This window comes from Leifsonia sp. Ger2509 (assembly GCF_055231915.1).
On the sequence record NZ_JBUYVB010000003.1, the window covers coordinates 318,739 to 339,564 of the forward strand.

Annotated in this window: 15 protein-coding genes; 9 read left to right on the plus strand and 6 right to left on the minus strand. The window is 67.9% G+C overall.

Annotated features, from left to right (window positions below):
• The first annotated feature begins 1 nt into the window (after position 1).
• The 8 genes from trpC to ACV7NN_RS01835 all read left to right on the plus strand — a co-directional run bounded on the left by trpC (position 2) and on the right by ACV7NN_RS01835 (position 12,834).
• Positions 2–772, plus strand: coding sequence for an indole-3-glycerol phosphate synthase TrpC (gene trpC / locus ACV7NN_RS01800; RefSeq protein ID WP_463347881.1), 771 nt, complete (start codon positions 2–4; stop codon positions 770–772).
• The gene (trpB, locus tag ACV7NN_RS01805) at positions 773–1,984 is read left to right on the plus strand and encodes a tryptophan synthase subunit beta (RefSeq protein ID WP_463347882.1); all 1,212 of its coding nucleotides are present in this window, start codon (positions 773–775) and stop codon (positions 1,982–1,984) included. It begins immediately after the preceding gene.
• Positions 1,981–2,784 (plus strand): tryptophan synthase subunit alpha, encoded by an 804-nt coding sequence (gene trpA, locus ACV7NN_RS01810; protein WP_463347883.1) that lies wholly within the window; start codon positions 1,981–1,983, stop codon positions 2,782–2,784. Before trpB ends, trpA begins: the two co-directional genes overlap by 4 nt.
• Positions 2,785–2,878: 94 nt before the next feature.
• Positions 2,879–3,862: a prolipoprotein diacylglyceryl transferase gene (gene lgt, locus ACV7NN_RS01815; RefSeq protein WP_463347884.1), complete on the plus strand. Its 984-nt coding sequence runs from the start codon at positions 2,879–2,881 to the stop codon at positions 3,860–3,862.
• Positions 3,863–4,010: 148 nt separating this feature from the next.
• Positions 4,011–8,606 (plus strand): glutamate synthase large subunit, encoded by a 4,596-nt coding sequence (gltB, locus tag ACV7NN_RS01820; RefSeq protein ID WP_463351213.1) that lies wholly within the window; start codon positions 4,011–4,013, stop codon positions 8,604–8,606.
• A complete protein-coding gene (locus ACV7NN_RS01825) occupies positions 8,599–10,056 on the plus strand; it encodes a glutamate synthase subunit beta (protein WP_463347885.1) in 1,458 nt (485 codons plus the stop codon). Before gltB ends, ACV7NN_RS01825 begins: the two co-directional genes overlap by 8 nt.
• Positions 10,057–10,149: 93 nt before the next feature.
• Entirely contained in the window at positions 10,150–11,565 is a 1,416-nt protein-coding gene (gene pyk, locus ACV7NN_RS01830) for a pyruvate kinase (RefSeq protein WP_463347886.1), read from the plus strand.
• A gap of 69 nt (positions 11,566–11,634) precedes the next feature.
• Positions 11,635–12,834, plus strand: coding sequence for a low temperature requirement protein A (locus ACV7NN_RS01835; protein WP_463347887.1), 1,200 nt, complete (start codon positions 11,635–11,637; stop codon positions 12,832–12,834).
• 6 nt (positions 12,835–12,840) lie between these two features.
• Here ACV7NN_RS01835 and ACV7NN_RS01840 read toward each other — a convergent pair whose 3' ends face one another.
• The 3 genes from ACV7NN_RS01840 to ACV7NN_RS01850 form a co-directional block, all read right to left on the minus strand.
• Positions 12,841–13,467 (minus strand): LysE family translocator, encoded by a 627-nt coding sequence (locus ACV7NN_RS01840; RefSeq protein WP_463347888.1) that lies wholly within the window; start codon positions 13,465–13,467, stop codon positions 12,841–12,843.
• Positions 13,468–13,517: 50 nt separating this feature from the next.
• Positions 13,518–14,402: an EamA family transporter gene (locus ACV7NN_RS01845; protein ID WP_463347889.1), complete on the minus strand. Its 885-nt coding sequence runs from the start codon at positions 14,400–14,402 to the stop codon at positions 13,518–13,520.
• Between the two features lie 61 nt (positions 14,403–14,463).
• Entirely contained in the window at positions 14,464–15,051 is a 588-nt protein-coding gene (locus ACV7NN_RS01850; RefSeq protein ID WP_463347890.1) for an N-acetyltransferase family protein, read from the minus strand.
• A gap of 180 nt (positions 15,052–15,231) precedes the next feature.
• Between ACV7NN_RS01850 and ACV7NN_RS01855 the strand changes: the two genes are divergently transcribed.
• Positions 15,232–17,694, plus strand: a complete 2,463-nt coding sequence (locus tag ACV7NN_RS01855) for a phosphoketolase family protein (protein ID WP_463347891.1) — start codon at positions 15,232–15,234, stop codon at positions 17,692–17,694.
• 133 nt (positions 17,695–17,827) lie between these two features.
• Here ACV7NN_RS01855 and ACV7NN_RS01860 read toward each other — a convergent pair whose 3' ends face one another.
• The 3 genes from ACV7NN_RS01860 to ACV7NN_RS01870 form a co-directional block, all read right to left on the minus strand.
• Positions 17,828–18,607 (minus strand): SGNH/GDSL hydrolase family protein, encoded by a 780-nt coding sequence (locus ACV7NN_RS01860; protein WP_463347892.1) that lies wholly within the window; start codon positions 18,605–18,607, stop codon positions 17,828–17,830.
• 37 nt (positions 18,608–18,644) lie between these two features.
• Positions 18,645–19,604, minus strand: a complete 960-nt coding sequence (locus tag ACV7NN_RS01865; protein WP_463347893.1) for an N-acetyltransferase — start codon at positions 19,602–19,604, stop codon at positions 18,645–18,647.
• Between the two features lie 121 nt (positions 19,605–19,725).
• Positions 19,726–20,739 carry an LLM class flavin-dependent oxidoreductase gene (locus ACV7NN_RS01870; protein ID WP_463347894.1) on the minus strand — a complete coding sequence of 338 codons (1,014 nt, stop codon included), beginning with the start codon at positions 20,737–20,739 and terminating at the stop codon, positions 19,726–19,728.
• Between the last annotated feature and the right edge of the window lie 87 nt (positions 20,740–20,826).

Sequence of the window (20,826 nt, forward strand, 5' to 3'; positions counted from 1 at the left end):
CGTGCTCTCCGACCTCGTCGCCGGAGCGCTTGCCGATGCTGAACGTCGACGGGCCGAGCGGCCGCTCGGTGTCGTCGAGGCCGCAGCGCACGAACGTTCTGCCGCACTCGACGCCCTGACCGCTCTCCAGCCCGCTGAACGCGTCAAGATCATCGCCGAAGTGAAGCGGGCGAGTCCCTCGCGCGGACCACTCGCGGAGATCTCCGATCCGGCCTCGCTGGCCGTCTCCTACGAGACGGGCGGTGCCAGCGCCATCAGCGTCCTGACCGAGGAGCGGCGATTCAAAGGATCGCTCGCCGATCTCGAAGCCGTGCGTGCGAGCGTCAGCGTCCCGGTCCTCCGCAAAGACTTCATCGCCGAGCCGTACCAGGTGTTCGAGGCACGGGCGGCCGGGGCCGATATCGTGCTCCTCATCGTCGCCGCACTCGACCAGGCCACTCTCCAGGCGCTTTTCGACCTGTCGACGGCGCTCGGCATGACCACGCTGGTCGAGACCCATTCTGCCGACGAAGTCAGCCGCGCTCTCGACATCGGGGCGAATCTCGTCGGCGTCAACGCCCGCAACCTGTCGACGTTCGAGCTGGATCGCGACCTCTTCGGTACGCTCGCCGACCAGATCCCGTCCGGTGTCATCCGAGTCGCTGAGTCCGCCGTCAAGACGGCCGCTGATGTGGCCCATTACCGCGCGGGAGGCGCGGACGTGGTGCTCGTCGGCGAAGCACTGGTCACGAGCGACCCGGTCGCGACTCTCGAAGAATTCCTGGTGGTCTGAATGTCCCTCCGCAGTGAAACCGGCCCGTACTTCGGCGACTTCGGAGGACGTTTCGTCCCCGAATCGCTCGTCGCCGCCCTCGACGAGCTCTCGGCCGCGTGGGAGGAGGCGAAGAGCGACCCCGCGTTCGCCCGGGAGCTCGACGTCCTGAACCGCACGTACACCGGCCGGCCCTCGCTGATCACCGAGGTGCCTCGGTTTGCCGAGCACGCCGGCGGGGCCAGGATCATCCTGAAGCGTGAAGACCTGAACCATACCGGATCGCACAAGATCAACAACGTGCTCGGCCAGGCCATCCTGACCAAGCGCATCGGCAAGACGCGCGTGATCGCGGAGACCGGCGCCGGCCAGCACGGCGTTGCCACGGCGACGGCCGCTGCACTCTTCGGCATGGAGTGCGTGATCTACATGGGCGAGGTCGACACCGAGCGCCAGGCACTCAACGTGGCCAGGATGCGGCTGCTCGGAGCCGAGGTCGTCTCCGTGAAGACCGGCTCGCGCACGCTCAAAGACGCTATCAACGAAGCGATGCGCGACTGGGTGACCAACGTCGAGAACACCAACTACATCTTCGGGACGGTCGCGGGTCCCCATCCGTTCCCCGCGATGGTGCGCGATCTCCAGAAGATCATCGGCGAAGAGGCCCGCGAGCAGGTTCTCGAGCTCACCGGCCGCCTCCCGGACGCGGTCGCTGCGTGCGTCGGAGGCGGCTCCAACGCAATCGGGATCTTCCACGCCTTCCTCGACGACCCCGACGTCGCCCTCTTCGGCTTCGAAGCCGGGGGAGAGGGTGCCGAGACACCGCGACACGCGGCCACCATAACGAAAGGCCGTCCCGGGGTCCTCCACGGTGCACGCAGCATGCTGCTGCAAGACGAAGACGGCCAGACGATCGAATCGCACTCGATCTCCGCGGGGCTCGACTACCCGGGCGTCGGTCCGGAGCACGCCTGGCTGGCGAGCATCGGCCGCGCCCAGTACCGGCCGGTGACGGATGCCGCCGCGATGGATGCGCTCCGCCTGCTCAGCCGCACCGAGGGCATCATTCCGGCGATCGAGTCCTCCCACGCCCTCGCCGGTGCCCTCGAACTCGGCCGTCAGCTGGGGCCTGCGGCGATCATCCTCGTGAACCTCAGCGGTCGCGGCGACAAAGATATGGAAACCGCCGGAAAGTACTTCGGCCTCCTCGACGAGAATGCGGTCCAGTCGTGAGCCCGGTCGCAACGAGCAGGGTCGAGGCCACGATCGCCCGCCGCAACGCCGAGGCGAAGGGCGCACTCGTCGGCTACCTGCCTGCGGGGTTCCCCAGCCTCGACGCGAGCATCGACGCCGCTGTCGCGCTGGCCGAGAACGGCGTCGACATCATCGAACTCGGCCTGCCGTACTCCGACCCGGTGATGGACGGCCCGGTCATCCAGCAGGCCACCCAGACGGCCTTGGCCGGCGGGTTCCGCCTGCGCGACGGCTTCACCGCCGTGCGGGAGATCACGGCGCGTGTCGATGTGCCCGTGCTGCTGATGACGTACTGGAACCCTGTGCTCCAGTACGGCGTGGACCGGTTCGCCGACGACCTCGTCGCGGCCGGGGGAGCGGGTCTCATCACCCCCGATCTCATTCCGGACGAGGGTTCCGCATGGATCGGGGCGTCCGACCGCACTGGCCTCGATCGTGTCTTCCTGGCTGCTCCGTCATCGACGGATGCCCGGCTGAAGCAGGCGGTCGCGACGAGCCGCGGGTTCGTGTATGCCGTGTCCACCATGGGGATCACCGGCGCGCGCGCCGACGTCGACACGGCCGCCAGAACGCTCGTGGGCCGGCTTCGGGATGCCGGTGCGACGAGCACGTGCGTGGGTCTCGGAATCTCGACCGCGGCGCAGGTGTCCGAAGTCCTCGACTACGCGGATGGAGCGATCGTCGGTTCTGCGCTGGTGAAGGCCCTCGCCGAGGGCGGCGTCGAGCACGTCGGAGCGGTCGCTGCGGAGCTGGCCGCCGGAACCCGCACAGCCAAATAGACTAAGTTGACCGTGGCGCGGGTGCGCCGGATCGCCGCTCTCGGTGGCGAAGACAAGAAAAGCACGAAAGGTGAGTCATCGGGTGTTTGCGGTGTTGAGCAGCTTGCATGCGAGCATTCCGAGCCCGGATCCGTCGTGGGCCTCCTTCACGATCGGCCCGTTCACGATCCGCACGTACGCGTTGTGCATCCTCGCCGGTATCGTGCTGGCCACCATCTGGACCTCGCGCCGCCTGACCAAGCGTGGTGCAGAGCCGGGCGTCGTACTCGACGTGATCCTGTGGGCCGTGCCACTCGGCATCATCTTCGCCCGGGCCTATCACGTCTTCACGCACCCGGCCGACTACTTCTACTCCGGCGCCGACCTCTGGAAGACGCTTTTCATCTGGGAGGGCGGGAACGCCATCTTCGGCGCCCTCATCGGTGGCGCGGTGGGTGCGTACATCGGCTGCCGCATCTCGGGGCTGCGTTTCTGGTCGTTCGCCGACGCTCTCGCGCCCGCACTGCTGCTGGCGCAGGCGGCGGGCCGGCTGGGCAACTACTTCAACCACGAGCTCTTCGGCCTGCCGACGAACCTGCCGTGGGGGCTCGAGATCGAGTCGAGCAATCCCGCATTCCCGGCGGGCCTTCCCGACGGCACGCTCTTCCAGCCGCTGTTCCTCTACGAGATCATCTGGAACGTCATCGGCATCTTCGTACTGCTCTGGCTGGAGCGCCGATTCCGCCTGCGCTGGGGCAAGCTGTTCGCCTCCTACCTCATCTGGTACGGCGTCGGCCGCTCCTACCTCGAGTCGATCCGCATCGACCCGAGCGAGTACTCGTTCCTCGGTATCCCCTTCAACGTGTGGGCCGCATTCGGGGCCATCGTGCTGGGCGTCATCATCTTCATCGTTCAGTCGCGCCGCCACCCGGGACTGGAGCCGAGCGTGTACAGACAGGGTCGCGAATGGCACAGGCCCGATGCTGAGGTAGACTCTGACGACACCGATTCGGACGACGAGGATCAGGGCGACGACGCCGTTGAGACCGAGCAGCCGGGCGCAGCCAAGGCCACAAGCACAATAGGCTCCGCGTCGTAATCCGGTGCCCAAGGCCCAGGCAATCCCGAAAGCATCTTCCTGACCGCCAGCCCCCACTGCCCGCACAGGGCCTGCCGGGTCGCGGTTCCCACCTTCACGGGCCGACGGCGTCCCACCTCAGCAACTCTTCACGTGAGGACGGTCGATGATGGCGCAACAGCCCTCCCTCCCCGGCTCAGGCACGCAGTCCGGCTTCAGTTCGGTTCCCGCACGGCAGGGTCTCTACGATCCCGCCTTCGAGAAGGACGCCTGCGGCCTCGCCATGGTGGCGACGCTGCGCGGTACGGCCGGGCACGACATCATCGATGCGGCGCTCGATGCACTGCGCAACCTCGAGCACCGCGGTGCCGTGGGGTCCGACGCCGGTACCGGTGACGGCGCCGGCATCATCACGCAGATCCCGGACGCCTTCCTTCGTGCCGTCGCCGGCCTCGAGCTCCCGCAGGTCGGGCGATACGCGGTCGGCAACGCCTTCCTTCCTTCTGAGTCCGGGGCGCGCGCGGCTGTCAAGGCGGCCATCGAGGCGATCGCCGTCGAGGAGGAGCTGGAAGTCCTCGGCTGGCGCGAGGTTCCCGTCCGTCCCGATGAGATCGGAACGCTCGCCCGCGACGCGATGCCTGCGATCGAACAACTGTTCGTCTCGAGCACGCGGATCGGCGAATCCGGTGCCCCCGTGGGCGGCATCCTGCTCGACCGCCAGACGTTCAGGGCCCGCAAGCGTGTCGAACGCGAGCTCGACGTCTACTTCTCTTCGCTGTCGAGCCGCACCCTGGTCTACAAGGGCATGGTCACGACGCTGCAGCTCGAGCCGTTCTATCCCGACCTGTCCGACCAGCGGTTCGCCTCGAAGCTCGCCCTCGTCCACTCGCGCTACTCCACGAACACCTTCCCGTCGTGGCCGCTCGCGCAGCCTTTCCGCATGATCGCGCACAACGGCGAGATCAATACGGTGCAGGGAAACCGCAACTGGATGCGCGCACGCCAATCCCAGCTCGAGAGCGACCTGCTCGGCGATCTGGGGCCCATCCTGCCGATCGTGACGCCCGGTGCGAGCGACTCGGCCTCGTTCGACGAGGTGGTCGAACTGCTGACACTCTCGGGGCGCTCGCTCCCGCACGCCGTCATCATGATGGTGCCGGAGGCGTGGGAGAACCAGACGGAGATCGATCCGGTCCGCCGCGACTTCTACGAGTACCACTCGATGCTCATGGAGCCGTGGGACGGCCCGGCGGCGATCGTCTTCACCGACGGATCCCTCGTCGGCGCAACACTCGACCGCAACGGCCTGCGTCCCGGACGCTACGTCATCACCGGGGACGGCCTGGTCGTCCTGGCCAGCGAGATCGGTGTCCTCGACATCGACCCGAGCCGCGTCGTGCGCAAGGGTCGCCTGCGTCCGGGAAAGATGTTCCTCGTCGATACGGTCGCCGGCCGCCTGATCGAAGACGACGAGATCAAGGCCGAGCTCGCCGCGAGCGAGCCGTTCGGCGAGTGGCTCGAGCAGGGCCGGATCAACCTCAAGGACCTTCCGGACCGTGAGCACATCGTTCACACGCCCGCCTCGGTCACCCGTCGCCAGCGCACCTTCGGCTACACCGAAGAAGAGGTGCGCGTCCTTCTGACTCCGATGGCGAAGACCGGCGCGGAGCCGCTCGGCGCTATGGGCTCCGACACCCCGGTGGCCGTGCTCTCCGAGCGGCCGCGCCTGCTGTTCGACTATTTCACCCAGCAGTTCGCACAGGTCACCAACCCGCCGCTCGACTCGATCCGCGAAGAGGTCGTCACCTCTCTCAAGCTGGGCCTCGGCCCCGAGCGCAACCTGCTCAGCGCAGGCCCCGAGCATGCCCGCCAGGTCGTCCTCGACTTCCCGGTCATCGACAATGACGAGCTCGCCAAGATCCAGCACATCGACCCGCACGCCGGCAGCAGGCTGACGACGACGCTCAAGGGGCTGTACCGGGCGGATGCGGGCCCCGACGCCATGCAGAAGCGCATCGCCGAGCTCTGCGACGAGGTCGACGAGGCGATCGAGGCGGGCGCGCAGTTCATCGTGCTGAGCGACCGCGACTCGAACCGGGACCTGGCGCCCATCCCGTCGCTCCTCATGCTCGCCGGCGTGCACCACCACCTCATCCGCACCGAGAACCGGATGAAGGTCGGCATCATCGTCGAAGCCGGTGACGTGCGCGAGGTCCACCACGTCGCCCTCCTGATCGGCTACGGCGCCTCCGCGATCAACCCGTACCTCGCGATGGAGAGCTGCGAAGAACTGGTGCGCAGCGGAATGATCACCGGGGTCACCCCGGAGAAGGCCGTCAGGAACGTGATCAAGGCGCTCGGCAAGGGCGTGCTGAAGATCATGTCCAAGATGGGAATCTCGACGGTCTCGTCCTATGCGGCTGCCCAGGCGTTCGAGGCCGTCGGCCTGAGCCAGGAGTTCGTGGACAAGTACTTCACAGGAACCACCAGCAAGCTGGGCGGCGTCGGCATCGAGGTCATCGCCGCGGAGAACCTCGCGCGGCATGCGAGCGCCTACCCGCTCGACGGCGCGACGATCGCCCACGAGCGCCTCGCGACCGGTGGCGAGTACCAGTGGCGTCGCGACGGTTCGCCGCACCTGTTCAGCCCCGAGACGGTGTTCCGCCTGCAGCACTCGACGCGGACCCGCCGCTACGACGTCTTCCGCGAGTACACGCAACTCGTCGACGAGCAGGCGGAGAGCCTGATGACCCTGCGCGGCATGTTCAAGCTGCAGACCGGGGTCCGACCGCCGGTACCGCTCGACGAGGTCGAACCGATCGAGTCGGTCGTGAAACGCTTCTCCACCGGAGCGATGAGCTACGGCTCCATCTCGAAGGAAGCGCACGAGACGCTCGCGATCGCCATGAACAGCATCGGCGCGAAGTCGAACACCGGTGAGGGCGGCGAAGATCTGGACCGCCTGCTCGACCCGGAGCGCCGCAGCGCGATCAAGCAGGTCGCATCCGGTCGCTTCGGCGTCACGAGCATGTACCTCACGCACTCCGACGACATCCAGATCAAGCTCGCCCAGGGAGCCAAGCCCGGTGAGGGCGGGCAGCTGCCGCCGACCAAGGTCTACCCGTGGATCGCGCGCACCCGCCATGCGACCGCTGGCGTCGGCCTCATCTCGCCGCCGCCCCACCACGACATCTACTCGATCGAAGACCTCAAACAGCTGATCTTCGACCTCAAGCGCGCCAACCCGAACGCCCGCGTGCACGTCAAGCTCGTCAGCGAGTCCGGCATCGGCGCGGTCGCCGCGGGTGTCGCCAAGGCGCTCGCGGATGTCGTGCTCGTCTCCGGTCACGATGGCGGAACGGGCGCGAGCCCGGTCAACAGCCTCAAGCACGCCGGAACTCCGTGGGAACTCGGCCTCGCCGAGACCCAGCAGACGCTGATGCTCAACGGGATGCGCGACCGCGTGGTCGTGCAGGTCGACGGCCAGCTCAAGACCGGCCGGGACGTCATCGTCGGCGCCTTGCTGGGCGCAGAGGAATTCGGTTTCGCCACTGCTCCTCTGGTCGTCTCCGGCTGCGTCATGATGCGTGTCTGCCACTTGGACACCTGCCCGGTCGGCGTCGCCACCCAGAACCCCGAACTCCGTTCCCGGTTCTCCGGCAAGCCCGAATTCGTGGTGAACTTCTTCGAGTTCATCGCCCAGGAGGTCCGCGAGTACCTTGCCGAGCTGGGCTTCCGCAGCATCGACGAAGCGATCGGGCACCACGAGCTCCTCGACGTCAACGGCGCGATCGAGCACTGGAAGGCATCCGGGCTCGACCTCGCGCCCATCCTCGTCGGCCCGGACTTCCCCGAGGACGCTCCGCGGAAGAACGCGCGCCAGCAGGACCACGAACTCGACAAGCACTTCGACAACCAGCTGATCGCGCGCAGCGCCAGCGTGCTCGAGGCGGGAGGGCACATCGAGATCGAGCTGCCCATCCGCAACACCGAGCGCGCCGTCGGCACCATGCTCGGTCACGAGGTGACGGTCCGCCACGGTGAGAACGGGCTGCCGAGCGGGTCGATCGACATCACGCTCACCGGTTCGGCCGGACAGTCGCTCGGCGCATTCCTGCCCTCAGGGATCACGATCCGGCTCGAGGGCGACTCAAACGACTACGTCGGCAAGGGGCTCTCCGGCGGCCAGATCGTGCTGCGACCGGACCGCAACAGCGTCTTCGCGGCGGAGCGTAACGTCATCGCCGGAAACGTCATCGGCTACGGAGCGACCCAGGGCAGCATGTTCATCCGCGGCATCGTGGGGGAGCGGTTCCTGGTGCGCAACTCGGGTGCGACCGCCGTCGTCGAAGGCGTGGGAGACCACGCGCTCGAGTACATGACCGGCGGGCTCGCGCTGATCCTGGGCGGCACCGGCCGCAACCTGGGCGCGGGGATGTCCGGTGGAACGGCGTACGTCTACCAGCTCAAGCGCGAACGGGTGAACCGGGATGCGCTGGACTCGGGCGAGCTCGAACTGCTGCCTCTCGGAAGCGCCGATGTCGAGATCGTGCGCGATCTTCTCGAACGGCATGTCGCCGAGACCGGCTCGACCCTCGCATCCAAACTTCTCGACGACTTCGACGACACCGTGGCGAAGTTCGTCAAGGTCCTGCCGCGGGACTACGCCGCGGTTCTCGAAATGCGACAGAACGCCGTGGACGAGGGGCTGGACCCCGACGGCGATGTCGTCTGGAACCGAATCCTGGAGGTGACCGGTGGCTGATCCGAAGGGCTTCCTCAAAGTCACGGAGCGCGAGCTCCCCAAGCGTCGCCCGGTCTCCGTGCGCCTGATGGACTGGAAAGAGGTCTACGAGGCGGGCGATCCGGCGGAACTCCGGCGACAGGCCGGGCGCTGCATGGACTGCGGCATCCCGTTCTGCCACCAGGGCTGCCCCCTCGGCAACCTGATTCCGGAATGGAACGACCTGATGTGGCGGGGCGAGGGCCGCCAGGCGATCGAACGCCTGCACGCGACCAACAACTTCCCCGAATTCACCGGCAGGCTGTGCCCCGCTCCGTGCGAGTCCTCGTGCGTGCTCGGCATCAACCAGCCGGCCGTCACGATCAAGCAGGTCGAGGTCTCGATCATCGACCAGGCCTGGCAGAACGGCTGGGTCCAGCCGCATCCGCCGGAGCGCCTCACCGGCAAGACGGTCGCGGTCGTCGGCTCTGGCCCAGCGGGCCTCGCCGCGGCACAGCAGCTGACGCGTGCCGGGCACACCGTCGCCGTGTATGAGCGCGACGACCGCATCGGCGGCCTGCTGCGATACGGCATTCCGGACTTCAAAATGGAGAAGAAGCACCTCGAGTCGCGTCTCAACCAGATGATGGCCGAGGGCACCCGCTTCCGCGCCGGAGTGAACATCGGCGTCGACATCACCTGGGACGAACTGCGCGCGCGGTACGACGCCGTCGTGATCGCAACGGGTGCGATGGTTCCGCGGGACCTCCCGATCCCGGGGCGCGACCTCAGCGGCGTGCATTTCGCGATGGAGTACCTCGTCCAGCAGAACAAGGTGGGCGCCGGTGACAGCGTCCCGGACCAGATCACCGCAGAGGGCAAGCACGTCGTCGTCCTCGGCGGCGGCGACACCGGAGCGGACTGCATCGGCACGGCCCACCGTCAGGGCGCGGCCTCCGTGACCAACCTCGCCATCGGCAAGCAGCCGCCGAACGAGCGGCCGGCCCACCAGCCGTGGCCCATCACACCCACGCTCTTCGAGGTGCAGACAGCGCACGAAGAGGGCGGTCGCCGCGAGTACCTCGCATCCACCGTCGAGTTCCTCGCGAACGACTTCGGCGAGGTGCGCGCCATCCGCGTCGCGGAGACCGAGTACCTCGACGGACGACGGGTTCCCAAGGCGGGCACGGAGCGGGAGATCCCGGCCGACCTCGTCCTTCTGGCGCTCGGATTCACGGGCCCGGAGCCCGAAGATCTCGGCAACCAGCTGGAGATCCCGTTCGACGGCCGCGGCAACGTCGAGCGCGACGGGGACTACCAGACCAGCCAGCCGGGCGTCTTCGTCGCCGGCGACGCAGGTCGCGGCCAGTCGCTGATCGTCTGGGCCATCGCGGAGGGACGCGCAGCGGCGTCCGCCGTCGACCGCTATCTTGAAGGAGAGACGCAGTTGCCCTTCCCGGTGAAGCCGACCGACCGCGGCATCCTCGTCTGAGACCACGAACCATCGCGCGGCACTGCCGCACGCCCCGAACCAACACGAATCGAGCGCCGCGCGCGGCGCAGAATCACGGAGCAAAAGGAAGAAATGAGACGGGCAAAAATCGTCGCGACCCTCGGGCCGGCGACATCGAGCTATGAGAACATCCGCGCGATCATCGACGCGGGTGTGGATGTGGCTCGCATGAACCTGAGCCACGGAAGCTACGACGTGCATGAAGCCGTCTACGCGAATGTGCGGCGCGCAACGGAGGACTCCGGACGTGCGGTCGCAGTGATGGTCGACCTGCAGGGCCCGAAGATCCGCCTGGGCAAGTTCGAGGCGGGCCCCTACGAATTGGCCGAGGGCGACATCTTCCGCATCACGACCGAGGACCTGATCGGTACGAAGGAGCTCTCTTCGACGACCTTCAAGGGGTTGCCGAACGACGTGAATCCCGGTGATTTCCTGCTGATCGACGACGGCAAGGTCAAGGTGCGCGTGCTCGAGACCGACGGAACCGTCGTCACCACCGAGGTGGTCGTCGCCGGCCCCATCTCGAACAACAAGGGCATCAACCTCCCCGGTGTCGCGGTCAACGTGCCTGCGCTCTCGGAGAAGGACGAAGCCGATCTCCGCTGGGCCCTCAAGCTCGGCGCGGATCTCATCGCCCTCTCCTTCGTGCGCAACGCTGCCGACATCGAGCGCGTGCACGAGATCATGGCGGAGGAGGGTCGCAAGATCCCCGTCATCGCCAAGATCGAGAAGCCGCAGGCGGTCGAGCACCTCGAAGAGATCGTGGAGGCCTTCGACGCCATCATGGTCGCGCGCGGCGACCTCGGTGTCGAGCTTCCGCTCGAGGCCGTGCCGATCGTCCAGAAGCGTGCCGTCGAACTCGCGCGCCGCATGGCGAAGCCGGTCATCGTCGCCACGCAGATGCTCGAGTCGATGATCTCGAGCCCTGTTCCGACCCGTGCAGAGACCTCGGATGTCGCGAACGCGGTTCTCGACGGCGCGGATGCCGTCATGCTGAGCGGTGAGACCAGCGTCGGCGAGTACCCCGTGATCACGGTGCAGACGATGGCCCGCATCGTCACCTCGACCGAGGAGCACGGCCTGGACCGCATCGCTCCGCTCGGCACCAAGCCGCGCACGCAGAGCGGTGCCATCACGCTCGCCGCCGTCGAGGTCGCCGACTTCGTGGAGGCCAAGTACCTCTGCGTCTTCACCGAATCGGGCGACTCCGCCCGCCGCATGTCGCGTCTGCGCAACGGCATCCCGATCCTCGCCTTCACGCCCGATCCGGCAATCCGCCGTCGCATGGCGCTGTTCTGGGGCGTCGAATCGTTCGTCGTCGACCGCGTCACCCACACCGACCAGATGGTCGCCCAGGTCGATGAGGTTCTCAAGGCGAACGGTCGCGCGACCGACACCGAGAAGGTCATCATCATCTCGGGTTCCCCTCCCGGAATCCCCGGCACGACCAACGACCTCCGTGTTCACAAGGTCGGGGACGTGCTCTAAGCAACCCACCACGAACGGCCCGCGACATCATCCGTCGCGGGCCGTTCGCGTTCCGCTACGCTGACGGGCGTGGCCGCAGACGAGTCCGGACCCATCGCGGGCGCCGCCGCGGATGCGCGGGGCGCTCGGGAACGCCGCCACGCCAGCTGGCTGGAACTCTTCTTCGACCTGGTGTTCGTCGGGTTCGTCGGCCAGTTGGCACTCCGTCTGCACGGCGACCCGACGGCGGGGGATTTCGCCGTGTTCGTTCTTCTGTTCTTCCCTGCCTGGTGGCTGTGGATCGACGTCCTGCTGACCGCGAACCTGTTCGGCCGCCGCGCATCGGGTGCGATGTGGGTCGTCATGATCCCCATCATGTTCGCGGTCGGAGTCATGGCCGCAGCCGTGTCCGGTGACTTCGCAGACCGGGCCTGGGCATTCGGGGCCGCGAATGCGCTCGCGCGGCTCCTGATCCTGCCGGTCTGGCTCATCGCAGCGCGCAAGAAGCACCTCGAATGGTGGCGGCCCACCGTCTACAACGGCCTGACCGCGGTGCTGTGGGGCGTCTCGGCACTCTTCCCGATTCCGTGGATGTATGTCGTCTGGGTGGTCGCGATGGCGATCGAGCTGGCCCTCTCCTACGGCGTCGCCCGCAGATCGGACTGGTTGAGCGGCGCCATCGACATCGAGCACATGGCCGAGCGCATCGGGCTGTTCGTCGTGATCGTCTTCGGCGAGTCGATCCTCACGCTGATCGTCGTGGCCTCCGAGCACTGGAACCTCGCGGCGGCGATCACGACCGTCTTCGGGTTCGGGGCGGTCGCCCTTCTCGCCTGGTCTTTCTTCACCTACGGCGCGGAGCTCGCCGAACGATCGTGGCGCGAGCTCAACGCCAGAGGCGACATCGCTGCGCTGCGCGACACGGCGACCTACCTTCCCTTCTTCCTCGTGATCGGCATCGTGTCGATGGCGGCAGGCCTGGGCACCGCTGTCGCCGACGCGACCGTGCCCCTCCCGACGGGCGCCGCCGTCGCTCTCTGCGGCGGGATCGCATTGTTCTACGCGACGAACGGCGCCGTTTCCCTCCGCTACGGCCAGCGGCTCAGGCGGGTGCTGGCCTGGGCGCTGCCGGGCGTCGCCGTTCCGCTCGCGCTGATCGTCGTCTCCGGCTTCGTCAGCGCACTCGCCCTGGTCGCCGTGCTGGCCGTCTTCCTGGCCGTGCTCGTGAGCACGGCGCGGTTCCGCCGCACCGAGGCCGACGAACGCGGGACCGAAGCCGAAGCCGTCTGACCGCGGCTACTCGGCGCTGCTGATGATGGTGCCGATTCCCAGCACACCCAGGATGGCCGCGGACACACGTTCGAGCACCGTGGCCACGCGGGGTCGACGGAGCCAGAGCACGGCTCGTGCCGCAACGATCGACACGACGGCGAGATACACCAGCGCCACCACGGCATCGATCGCCCCGAGCAGCATGGTGCTTCCCACCGAAGCGGAGCCCGCCGGGATGAACTGCGGCGCGACCGCGAGGAAGAAGAGCCCGACCTTGGGGTTGAGCATGGTCGACAGCATCCCGGCGAGCAGACTGGAATGGATGCGCGCCCGCGGCATTGCCGGTTCGTCACCCTTCACACCCGCCCGCCGGCTCGCGAGGAACGCGCTGACACCGAGGTACACGAGATAGAGGCCGCCGATGATCTTCACCACGCGGTAGGCCTCGGCCGACTGCTCGAGTAGAGCGGCGAGTCCGAACGCCACGGCGCCGGCCCAGACCATCGACCCGATCGCCGAACCGACGGACGCTGCGACGCCGGCGCGCACGCGCACCAGGCTGTAGCGGAGCACCAGGAAGGTGTCAGGACCGGGAGTCACCGCCAGCAGAACGCAGAGCCCGGTGAAGGCCAGGATCGAGGGGAGCGCCATCGGGCCAGTCTAGACGGACCCTCAGCGCCGGAGAACTCAGGACGTCCCGCTCAGGTCAGCCCTTCCGCGGTGGTCTCGAGGTCGGATTGCGGATGCTCGCGCTGGGTCGCGATCGTCACTCCCGCGGCGAGACACACGACGACGATCCCCACGACCTGGACGGGGGTGAACGTCTCCCCGAGGATGAGCACCCCGAAGATCGCGGCGATCACCGGGCCGAAGCTCGTGATGATCGCGTACAGGCGCGGGGGGATGCGGCGCAGGATGAACGTGTCCAGGCTGTAGGGGATCGCGGACGACAGCACCCCGGCGGTCACGAGGAGCCCGATGACGCGCAGGTCGAGCTGGGAGTAGTCGACGACGATCAGGGCGATCGGAAGGAGGATGGCCGTCGCGACCACACTGGCGACGCTCAGGCCTTCGAGCCCGGGCAATCCGACCGCCACCCGCCGGGTGAGGAGGATGTAGGCCGCCCACGACGCGGCTGCGGTGAGGGCGAACACGACGCCGAGTACGTCGATCGTGCCCGTGGTCCCGGTGAGCAGCACGACACCGGCCGCGGCGACGATCGCGCACGCGATGTCGAGCAGGCGCCGCGACCCCGCCAGAGCCAGAGCGAAAGGCCCGAGGAACTCGATGGTCGCCGCGATCCCGAGGCCGAGGCGGCCGACGGCCTCGTAGAACGTCAGGTTCATGGTGGCGAGCACCACGCCGAGAGCGAGCGCCGGCCAGAGGCGACGCCAGGTCAGTTCGTGGCGCCTCGGCCGGTAGAACGGCAGCACAGCGACAGCGGTGATGACCTGCCGCACCGCAACGACGACGACGGCACCGACGACCGGGATGAGAAGGCCGGCCACCGCCGACCCGAAGTTGATGCTGACCTCGGTCGCGACCTGGGTGCCCGCCCCGATCAGGCGGTCGCGTTTCGAGTTCACCCGACGAGCCTACGGGGCGGCGGGACCCGCCGGAAACCATGTGTCGACGAGGCGTCCGGCGTCAGGAGTCGAGCTCGAGTCGCATGATCGCACGCGTCGCCGACGGCCGGCGGATGAGCGTGAAGCCCCCGGACTCGAACAGCGACACGGTGCCGTGGTACCTCTCGGATGCCGTCAGCGATGGACGCACGCCAGGATCGACGGGGTAACCCTCCACGACACGGGCACCGTTCTCCTTGGCGTGCTTCACGGCGCCCTTCAGCAGCGCGCCCGCGACTCCGCGGCGACGGTGGTCGTGCCGCACGACGAAGCAGGTCACAGCCCACAGATCGGCGACCGGGTCGCCGTCGACCCGCTTCGTGATGGGAGAGCGCGCGAGGACCGGGTAGGCCGTGTACGGCTCGACAGCCGACCATCCGGCCGGTTCGTCGTCGAGCCACGCGATGACGCCCGCGGTGGGCGATCCCGATGTCTGCTCGTGCAGGGCTTCGCGCAGGTCCTCGCGCGGGTTCTCACGGAACTGGGCCCCACTGAGTTTGAACCACTGGCACCAGCATCCGGCCTGATCGCCCGGCGGGGCGAACACACTCAGGAGATCGGGCCAGGTTTCAGCCGTGGCGGGTGCGATGCGCATCGTCGCTGATGTCATGCGACCACGCTACCGGCGAGTACCGACAACCGGAGGAGGCTCAATGGCCGTCGCATCGGAAACTCATCCGGAACGGAACACCGGACGGATTGCGCGCCGCGGCCCCGTTCCTAGGATGGAAGCACCCCGAGTCATCCCGCCCGTGCCGCCAGCGGCGCCGTCACCGCAAGGAAGGACTTCGTGAACCACACCGACGCATCCGCCGGCCCCTGGGCCCGCCGAGCACGAACCGAGCTCACCTCTGAAACCCTCGACCAGCTGGATGCGTGGTGGCGTGCCGCCAACTACCTGTCCGTCGGCCAGATCTACCTCCTCGACAATCCGCTGCTGCGGGAACCGCTCACCCGTGACCACATCAAGCCGCGCCTCCTCGGGCACTGGGGCACGACTCCGGGACTCAACTTCGTCTACGCGCACCTCAACCGGGCGATCCGCGAACGCGCGCTGAATACGATCTACATCGCCGGACCCGGCCACGGCGGTCCCGGGATGGTCGCCAACGCCTACCTCGACGGCACGTACAGCGAGATCTACAACCGGATCGACCACACCGAAGACGGGCTCCGCCGGCTGTTCCGGCAGTTCTCGTTCCCGGGCGGCATCCCCAGCCACGCGGCACCGGAGACGCCCGGCTCCATCCACGAGGGCGGAGAGCTCGGCTATTCCCTGTCGCACGCGTTCGGCGCTGCGTTCGACAATCCCGACCTGCTGGTCGCGGCCGTGGTCGGCGACGGCGAGGCGGAGACCGGCCCCCTCGCGACCGCCTGGCATTCGAACAAGTTCCTCGATCCCGCGCAGGACGGGGTCGTCCTGCCGATCCTGCACCTCAACGGCTACAAGATCGCGAATCCAACGGTGCTGGCCCGCATCCCGGAAGCCGAGCTTCTCGAGTTGATGCGCGGGTACGGCTACGCACCGTATCTCGTCTCCGGGGGGTTCGACGGTGAGGATCCCCGCGCGGTGCACACCCGCATGGCGGCGACACTCGACGACATCCTGGACCGGATCGCAGACATCAAGGCGGCGGCCGCCGACGGCACCCTTACGGATCGCCCGGCGTGGCCCATGCTGATCCTGCGCACACCGAAAGGCTGGACCTGTCCGAAGGAGATCGACGGGCACCCTGCCGAGAACAATTGGCGGGCGCATCAGGTTCCGCTCGCCGATGCCAGGGACACCGAGGCCCACACGCGGCTTCTGCACGACTGGATGGAGTCCTACCGCCCAGGCGAGCTCTTCGACGACGCCGGTGCGGCACGTCCGATCGTCACGGCCCTCGCGCCGGAGGGCGAGCAGCGGATGAGCGCCAATCCCGTCGCGAACGGCGGCCTGCTGCGGCGGGACCTGCGCCTGCCCGACTTCCGCGAGTATGCGGTCGACGTCCCGTCGCCCGGCGGATCGGTGAGCGAGGCGACGAAGGTGCTCGGCGAGTGGCTTCGCGATGTCATCAGGGACAACCCGGACAATTTCCGGATCTTCGGACCCGACGAGACCGCATCCAATCGCCTCAGCGCGGTCTTCGAACGGACCGACAAGCAGTGGAACGCCGAACTCTGGCCGATCGACGCTGACAATCACCTCGCCCGCGCCGGACGGGTGCTCGAAGTGTTGAGCGAACACCAGTGCCAGGGCTGGCTGGAAGGCTACCTGCTCACCGGGCGGCACGGCATCATCAACTCGTACGAGGCGTTCGTGCACATCGTCGACTCGATGTTCAACCAGCACGCCAAGTGGCTGAAATCCTCGCGGCAGATCCCGTGGCGGCGGCCGGTCTCTTCGCTGAACTACCTGCTGAGCTCCCATGTCTGGCGGCAGGACCACAACGGTGCCTCGCACCAGGATCCTGGCTTCATCGATCACGTCGTCAACAAGAAGGCCGACGTCGTACGCGTGTACCTGCCCTTCGACGCGAACACCCTCCTGTCGACCTACGACCACTGCCTGCGCTCCGTCGACTACGTCAACGTGGTCGTCGCCGGAAAGCAGCCGGCCCCCAACTGGCTGACGATGGACGAGGCGATCGAGCACTGCACGCGCGGGATCGGCCTGTTCGACTGGGCAGGCACGGAGGTGCACGGTGAGGAACCGGACGCCGTCCTCGCGGCGGCCGGGGACATCCCGACACTCGAGGTGCTCGCCGCGGCCAAGATCCTGCGCGAGCGGATACCCTCACTGCGCGTGCGGGTGGTCAACGTCGTGGACCTGATGCGCCTGCAGACGGAGGGCGAGCATCCGCACGGCCTCAGCGACCGCGAATACGACGCCATCTTCACGACGGACAAGCCGGTGATCTTCGCGTACCACGGCTATCCGTGGCTCATCCATCGTCTGACCTATCGTCGTGCCGGACACGACAACCTGCACGTGCGCGGCTACAAGGAGGAGGGCACGACGACCACCCCGTTCGACATGGTGATGCTCAACGACCTGGACCGTTACCACCTGGTCATCGACGTGCTCGACCGAGTGCCGGGGCTCGGCGCCCGCGAGGGAGCGTTCCGCCAGGAGATGCAGGATGCCCGGCTCCGAGCCCGCCAGTACACGCGGGAACACGGGGAGGACATCCCCGAGGTGGCCGAGTGGTCATGGTCCGACGGGGCCGGTCCCGGCCGGCTGGACGACACCGGCGGCGACAACATCTAGCAGAGGGATGAGTGAGGGTGCCTGTTGACCCGAACAACAGGCACCCTCAACGTGCATCATTCTTCCTGAACCGCGCTCCGTTTCCCGTGAGATCGGGCGCGCGTCGCGATGTCACGGTCGAGCGCCCCGGTGCTCATCGGAGCGGCGGAGTCGTCACGGGGTCCACGGGTGTCAGCGTCGGGATCTTCGCGGTCCGGCCGTCTCCCGACGAGCGCCCCGTGAGCCGGCGCCCGATCCACGGGAGAACGTATTCGCGATAGTAGGTGACGGTGTTCCGCGAACGCGGGCCCGCCGGAGCGTTCGCGACCTCCTCGACACCCCACTCGGCGGGCACCGGCACACCGAGTGCCGTGAGAACGTTGCTGGCCACGCGGGCATGACCCAGCGCGTTAAGGTGCAGTTTGTCGCTCGACCAGTACCGGATATCGCCCAGGCCCTCATCGGCCCAGTTGTCGACGAACGTCATGTTCGCGCGCGGGAACAGCACCCGGACCGCGGCATCGAGCTCGTCGCCGCGCTTGCGCATCACCGCACCGAGCGGAAGATGCCTGCTCGGGTTCGCTCCGCTCAGCATCAGCATATGGATGCCCGCCTCGGTGACCGTGTTCGCCGCCGTCTCCAGCATGGTCACCACGCTCTGCATAGAGACCTTCGGCCGCATGATGTCGTTCCCGCCGCCGTTGAGGCTGATCATCTGGGGCAGCTGGGCGATCGCCGGCGAGAGCTGCTCGGCCAGGAGCGGCGCGAGCTTGCGGCCGCGGATCGCAAGGTTCGCGTACAGCACCGGCTCCGGCGAGGCCGCGGCGAGGCCGATCGCGACGAAGTCCGCCCAGCCGCGGGTCCGGCCGTCGGGGAGCTCGTCGCCGACCCCCTCGGTGAAGCTGTCGCCGATCGCGATGTAACTACTGAACATGAGGTTCACGCTACCGCCCTGCGACCGTGGCGGATGCTCAGCCGAGCAGCGCGATCCAGCTGCGCAGGTGCTCCACGGTGACGCCGCTGTACCCGGCTGACGCCGCGAAGGCGTCGCGGACCGCATCCGTCTGGGTAACCAGCGCCGCCTCGCCGTCGTCCGCGAAGGTGAACTGCGACCCTCCGGCGACCTCCGGGGAATCGGTCTCGACTCCGATCGTGAACGGCTTGCCCGACGCCGAGACCGCGTCGGCCGCCGGCCGGGCGAGAGCGACGATGCCGTCTGGCCCGTCCGCGTGGTCGGCGAAGGCGACGATCGCGACCGTGTCGAGCGAGGGGAGAAGGGCGTCGAGGACGCTGCCGTCGGCTGACGGAACGGTCGCCAGCCACCACGGCAGGTCGGCGCCGAGCTGCAGGGGGCCTGCGGCCTCTCGCGCTGCGTGGAGCAGGGCGACGAATTCGGGAGTGATAGTGGCGAAGTCGGGATGCGCCTGACCGGCCCACGGCTCGATATCGAGTTGCACCGCGTCGAAGTCCGCGGCATCCCGGGCGTCGGCGATCCATTGCGCGACGAGGGACGGGTTCGACAGCCAGGATGTGTCTCCGCCGAGTGCGGACACCCGCACTCCCACCGCGTGGAGGGCATCCACCGACGCGGACAGCCACGACGCGATCGCACCCTGGTTCGCCGCCCACGGCACGGAAAGGTAGACCGACGTCAGGCCGTGCTCCTGTGCGAAGGACGCGAGTGCCGCCGGCGCGAGCTCTGCCTGGCCCAGCCCGCGGTTGTCTGCGGCAGGGTCCACCGCGTTGCCCCACGCCCACATGCTCGTGATGGCTGATGCATCGGAGGCGTGCGCCGCCGTCTCGTCGGCGTTCGCGGGCGTAGCGGTCATGAACAGTGCTCCCGTCCCGCCGAGCCCCGCGACGAACGCGGTGACGGCGACCACAGCGAGCCGCCGAAGGGAGACCGTGGCGATGCCCGGAGTTCGCGCCATATGTCCCTCATCACTCGGGCCGCGCAACCCTCGGAGGGTGCGCGGATGCCGGTGCTGCGCTTCGGGACGTCAGCGAAAACGGTGGTTCGGGGTAAGACCTCTATCATGCCCTATCGCGGCATCAGCCGAGAGCCGGCTTGATGTCTCGGTTGATCGATTCGAGGATGCGCGCATTGAAGTCGACACCGAGCTGGTTGGGCACGGTGACGAGGACGGTGTCCGCCAGCTGCACTGCCTCGTCAGCAGCGAGCTCGGCGGCGATGACGTCGGGCTCTCCGACGAAGCTGCGGCCGAAGCGCGCCAGGCCACCGTCCAGGTGGCCGACCTGGTCGCGCGACTCGGCAGCCCCGCGCGCACCGAAGTACCGGCGGGTCTCGTCGTCGATGATCGGGATGACGCTGCGGCTGACAGAGATCCGGGGCTCTCGCTCGTGACCGGCCGCCGTCCACGCATCCCGGAACATCCGGATCTGCTCGGCCTGCAGTTGGTCGAAGGGGACCCCCGTGTCCTCGGTCAGCAGGGTAGAACTCATCAGGTTCATGCCCTGCTCGGCCGTCCACACGGCCGTGGCCCTGGTTCCTGCACCCCACCAGATGCGGTCGGCGAGCCCGGGGGAGCGCGGTTCGATCGCCAGCGGCTGCTCCACCCCCGTCATCTGCGGGTTCGACATCACCAGCCCGGCGCCGTCGATGGCTGCGCGGAACAGGTCGGTGTGCCTGCGCGCCATGTCCGCATCGGACTCGTCGTCACCGGGGACGAACCCGAACGCCTCGTAGCCGTGCATCGCCGTCTCCGGTGACCCGCGGCTCACGCCCAGCTGAAGTCTGCCGTCGCTGATCAGGTCCGCGGCCGCAGCATCCTCCGCCATGTAGAGCGGGTTCTCGTACCGCATATCGATCACCGCAGTGCCCAGCTCGATCCGGTCGGTGCGTGCGCCCATCGCAGCGAGCAGAGGGAACGGTGACGCGAGCTGGCGTGCGAAATGGTGCACGCGCACGAACGCGCCGTCCAACCCGAGCTCCTCGGCGGCGACCGCGAGCTCGATGGTCTGCACGAGGGCGTCGCGGGCTGTTCGCGCGACCGAGCCCGGAATGGGCTGCCAGTGGCCGAAGGAGAGGAATCCGATACGTTTCACGATGGTGGCAGCGTATTCGCCTCTTCCTGTATTCCGCACCCGAAACTCACATCGACTTTGCATCCAGCGGATGATGTTCCGGATGCA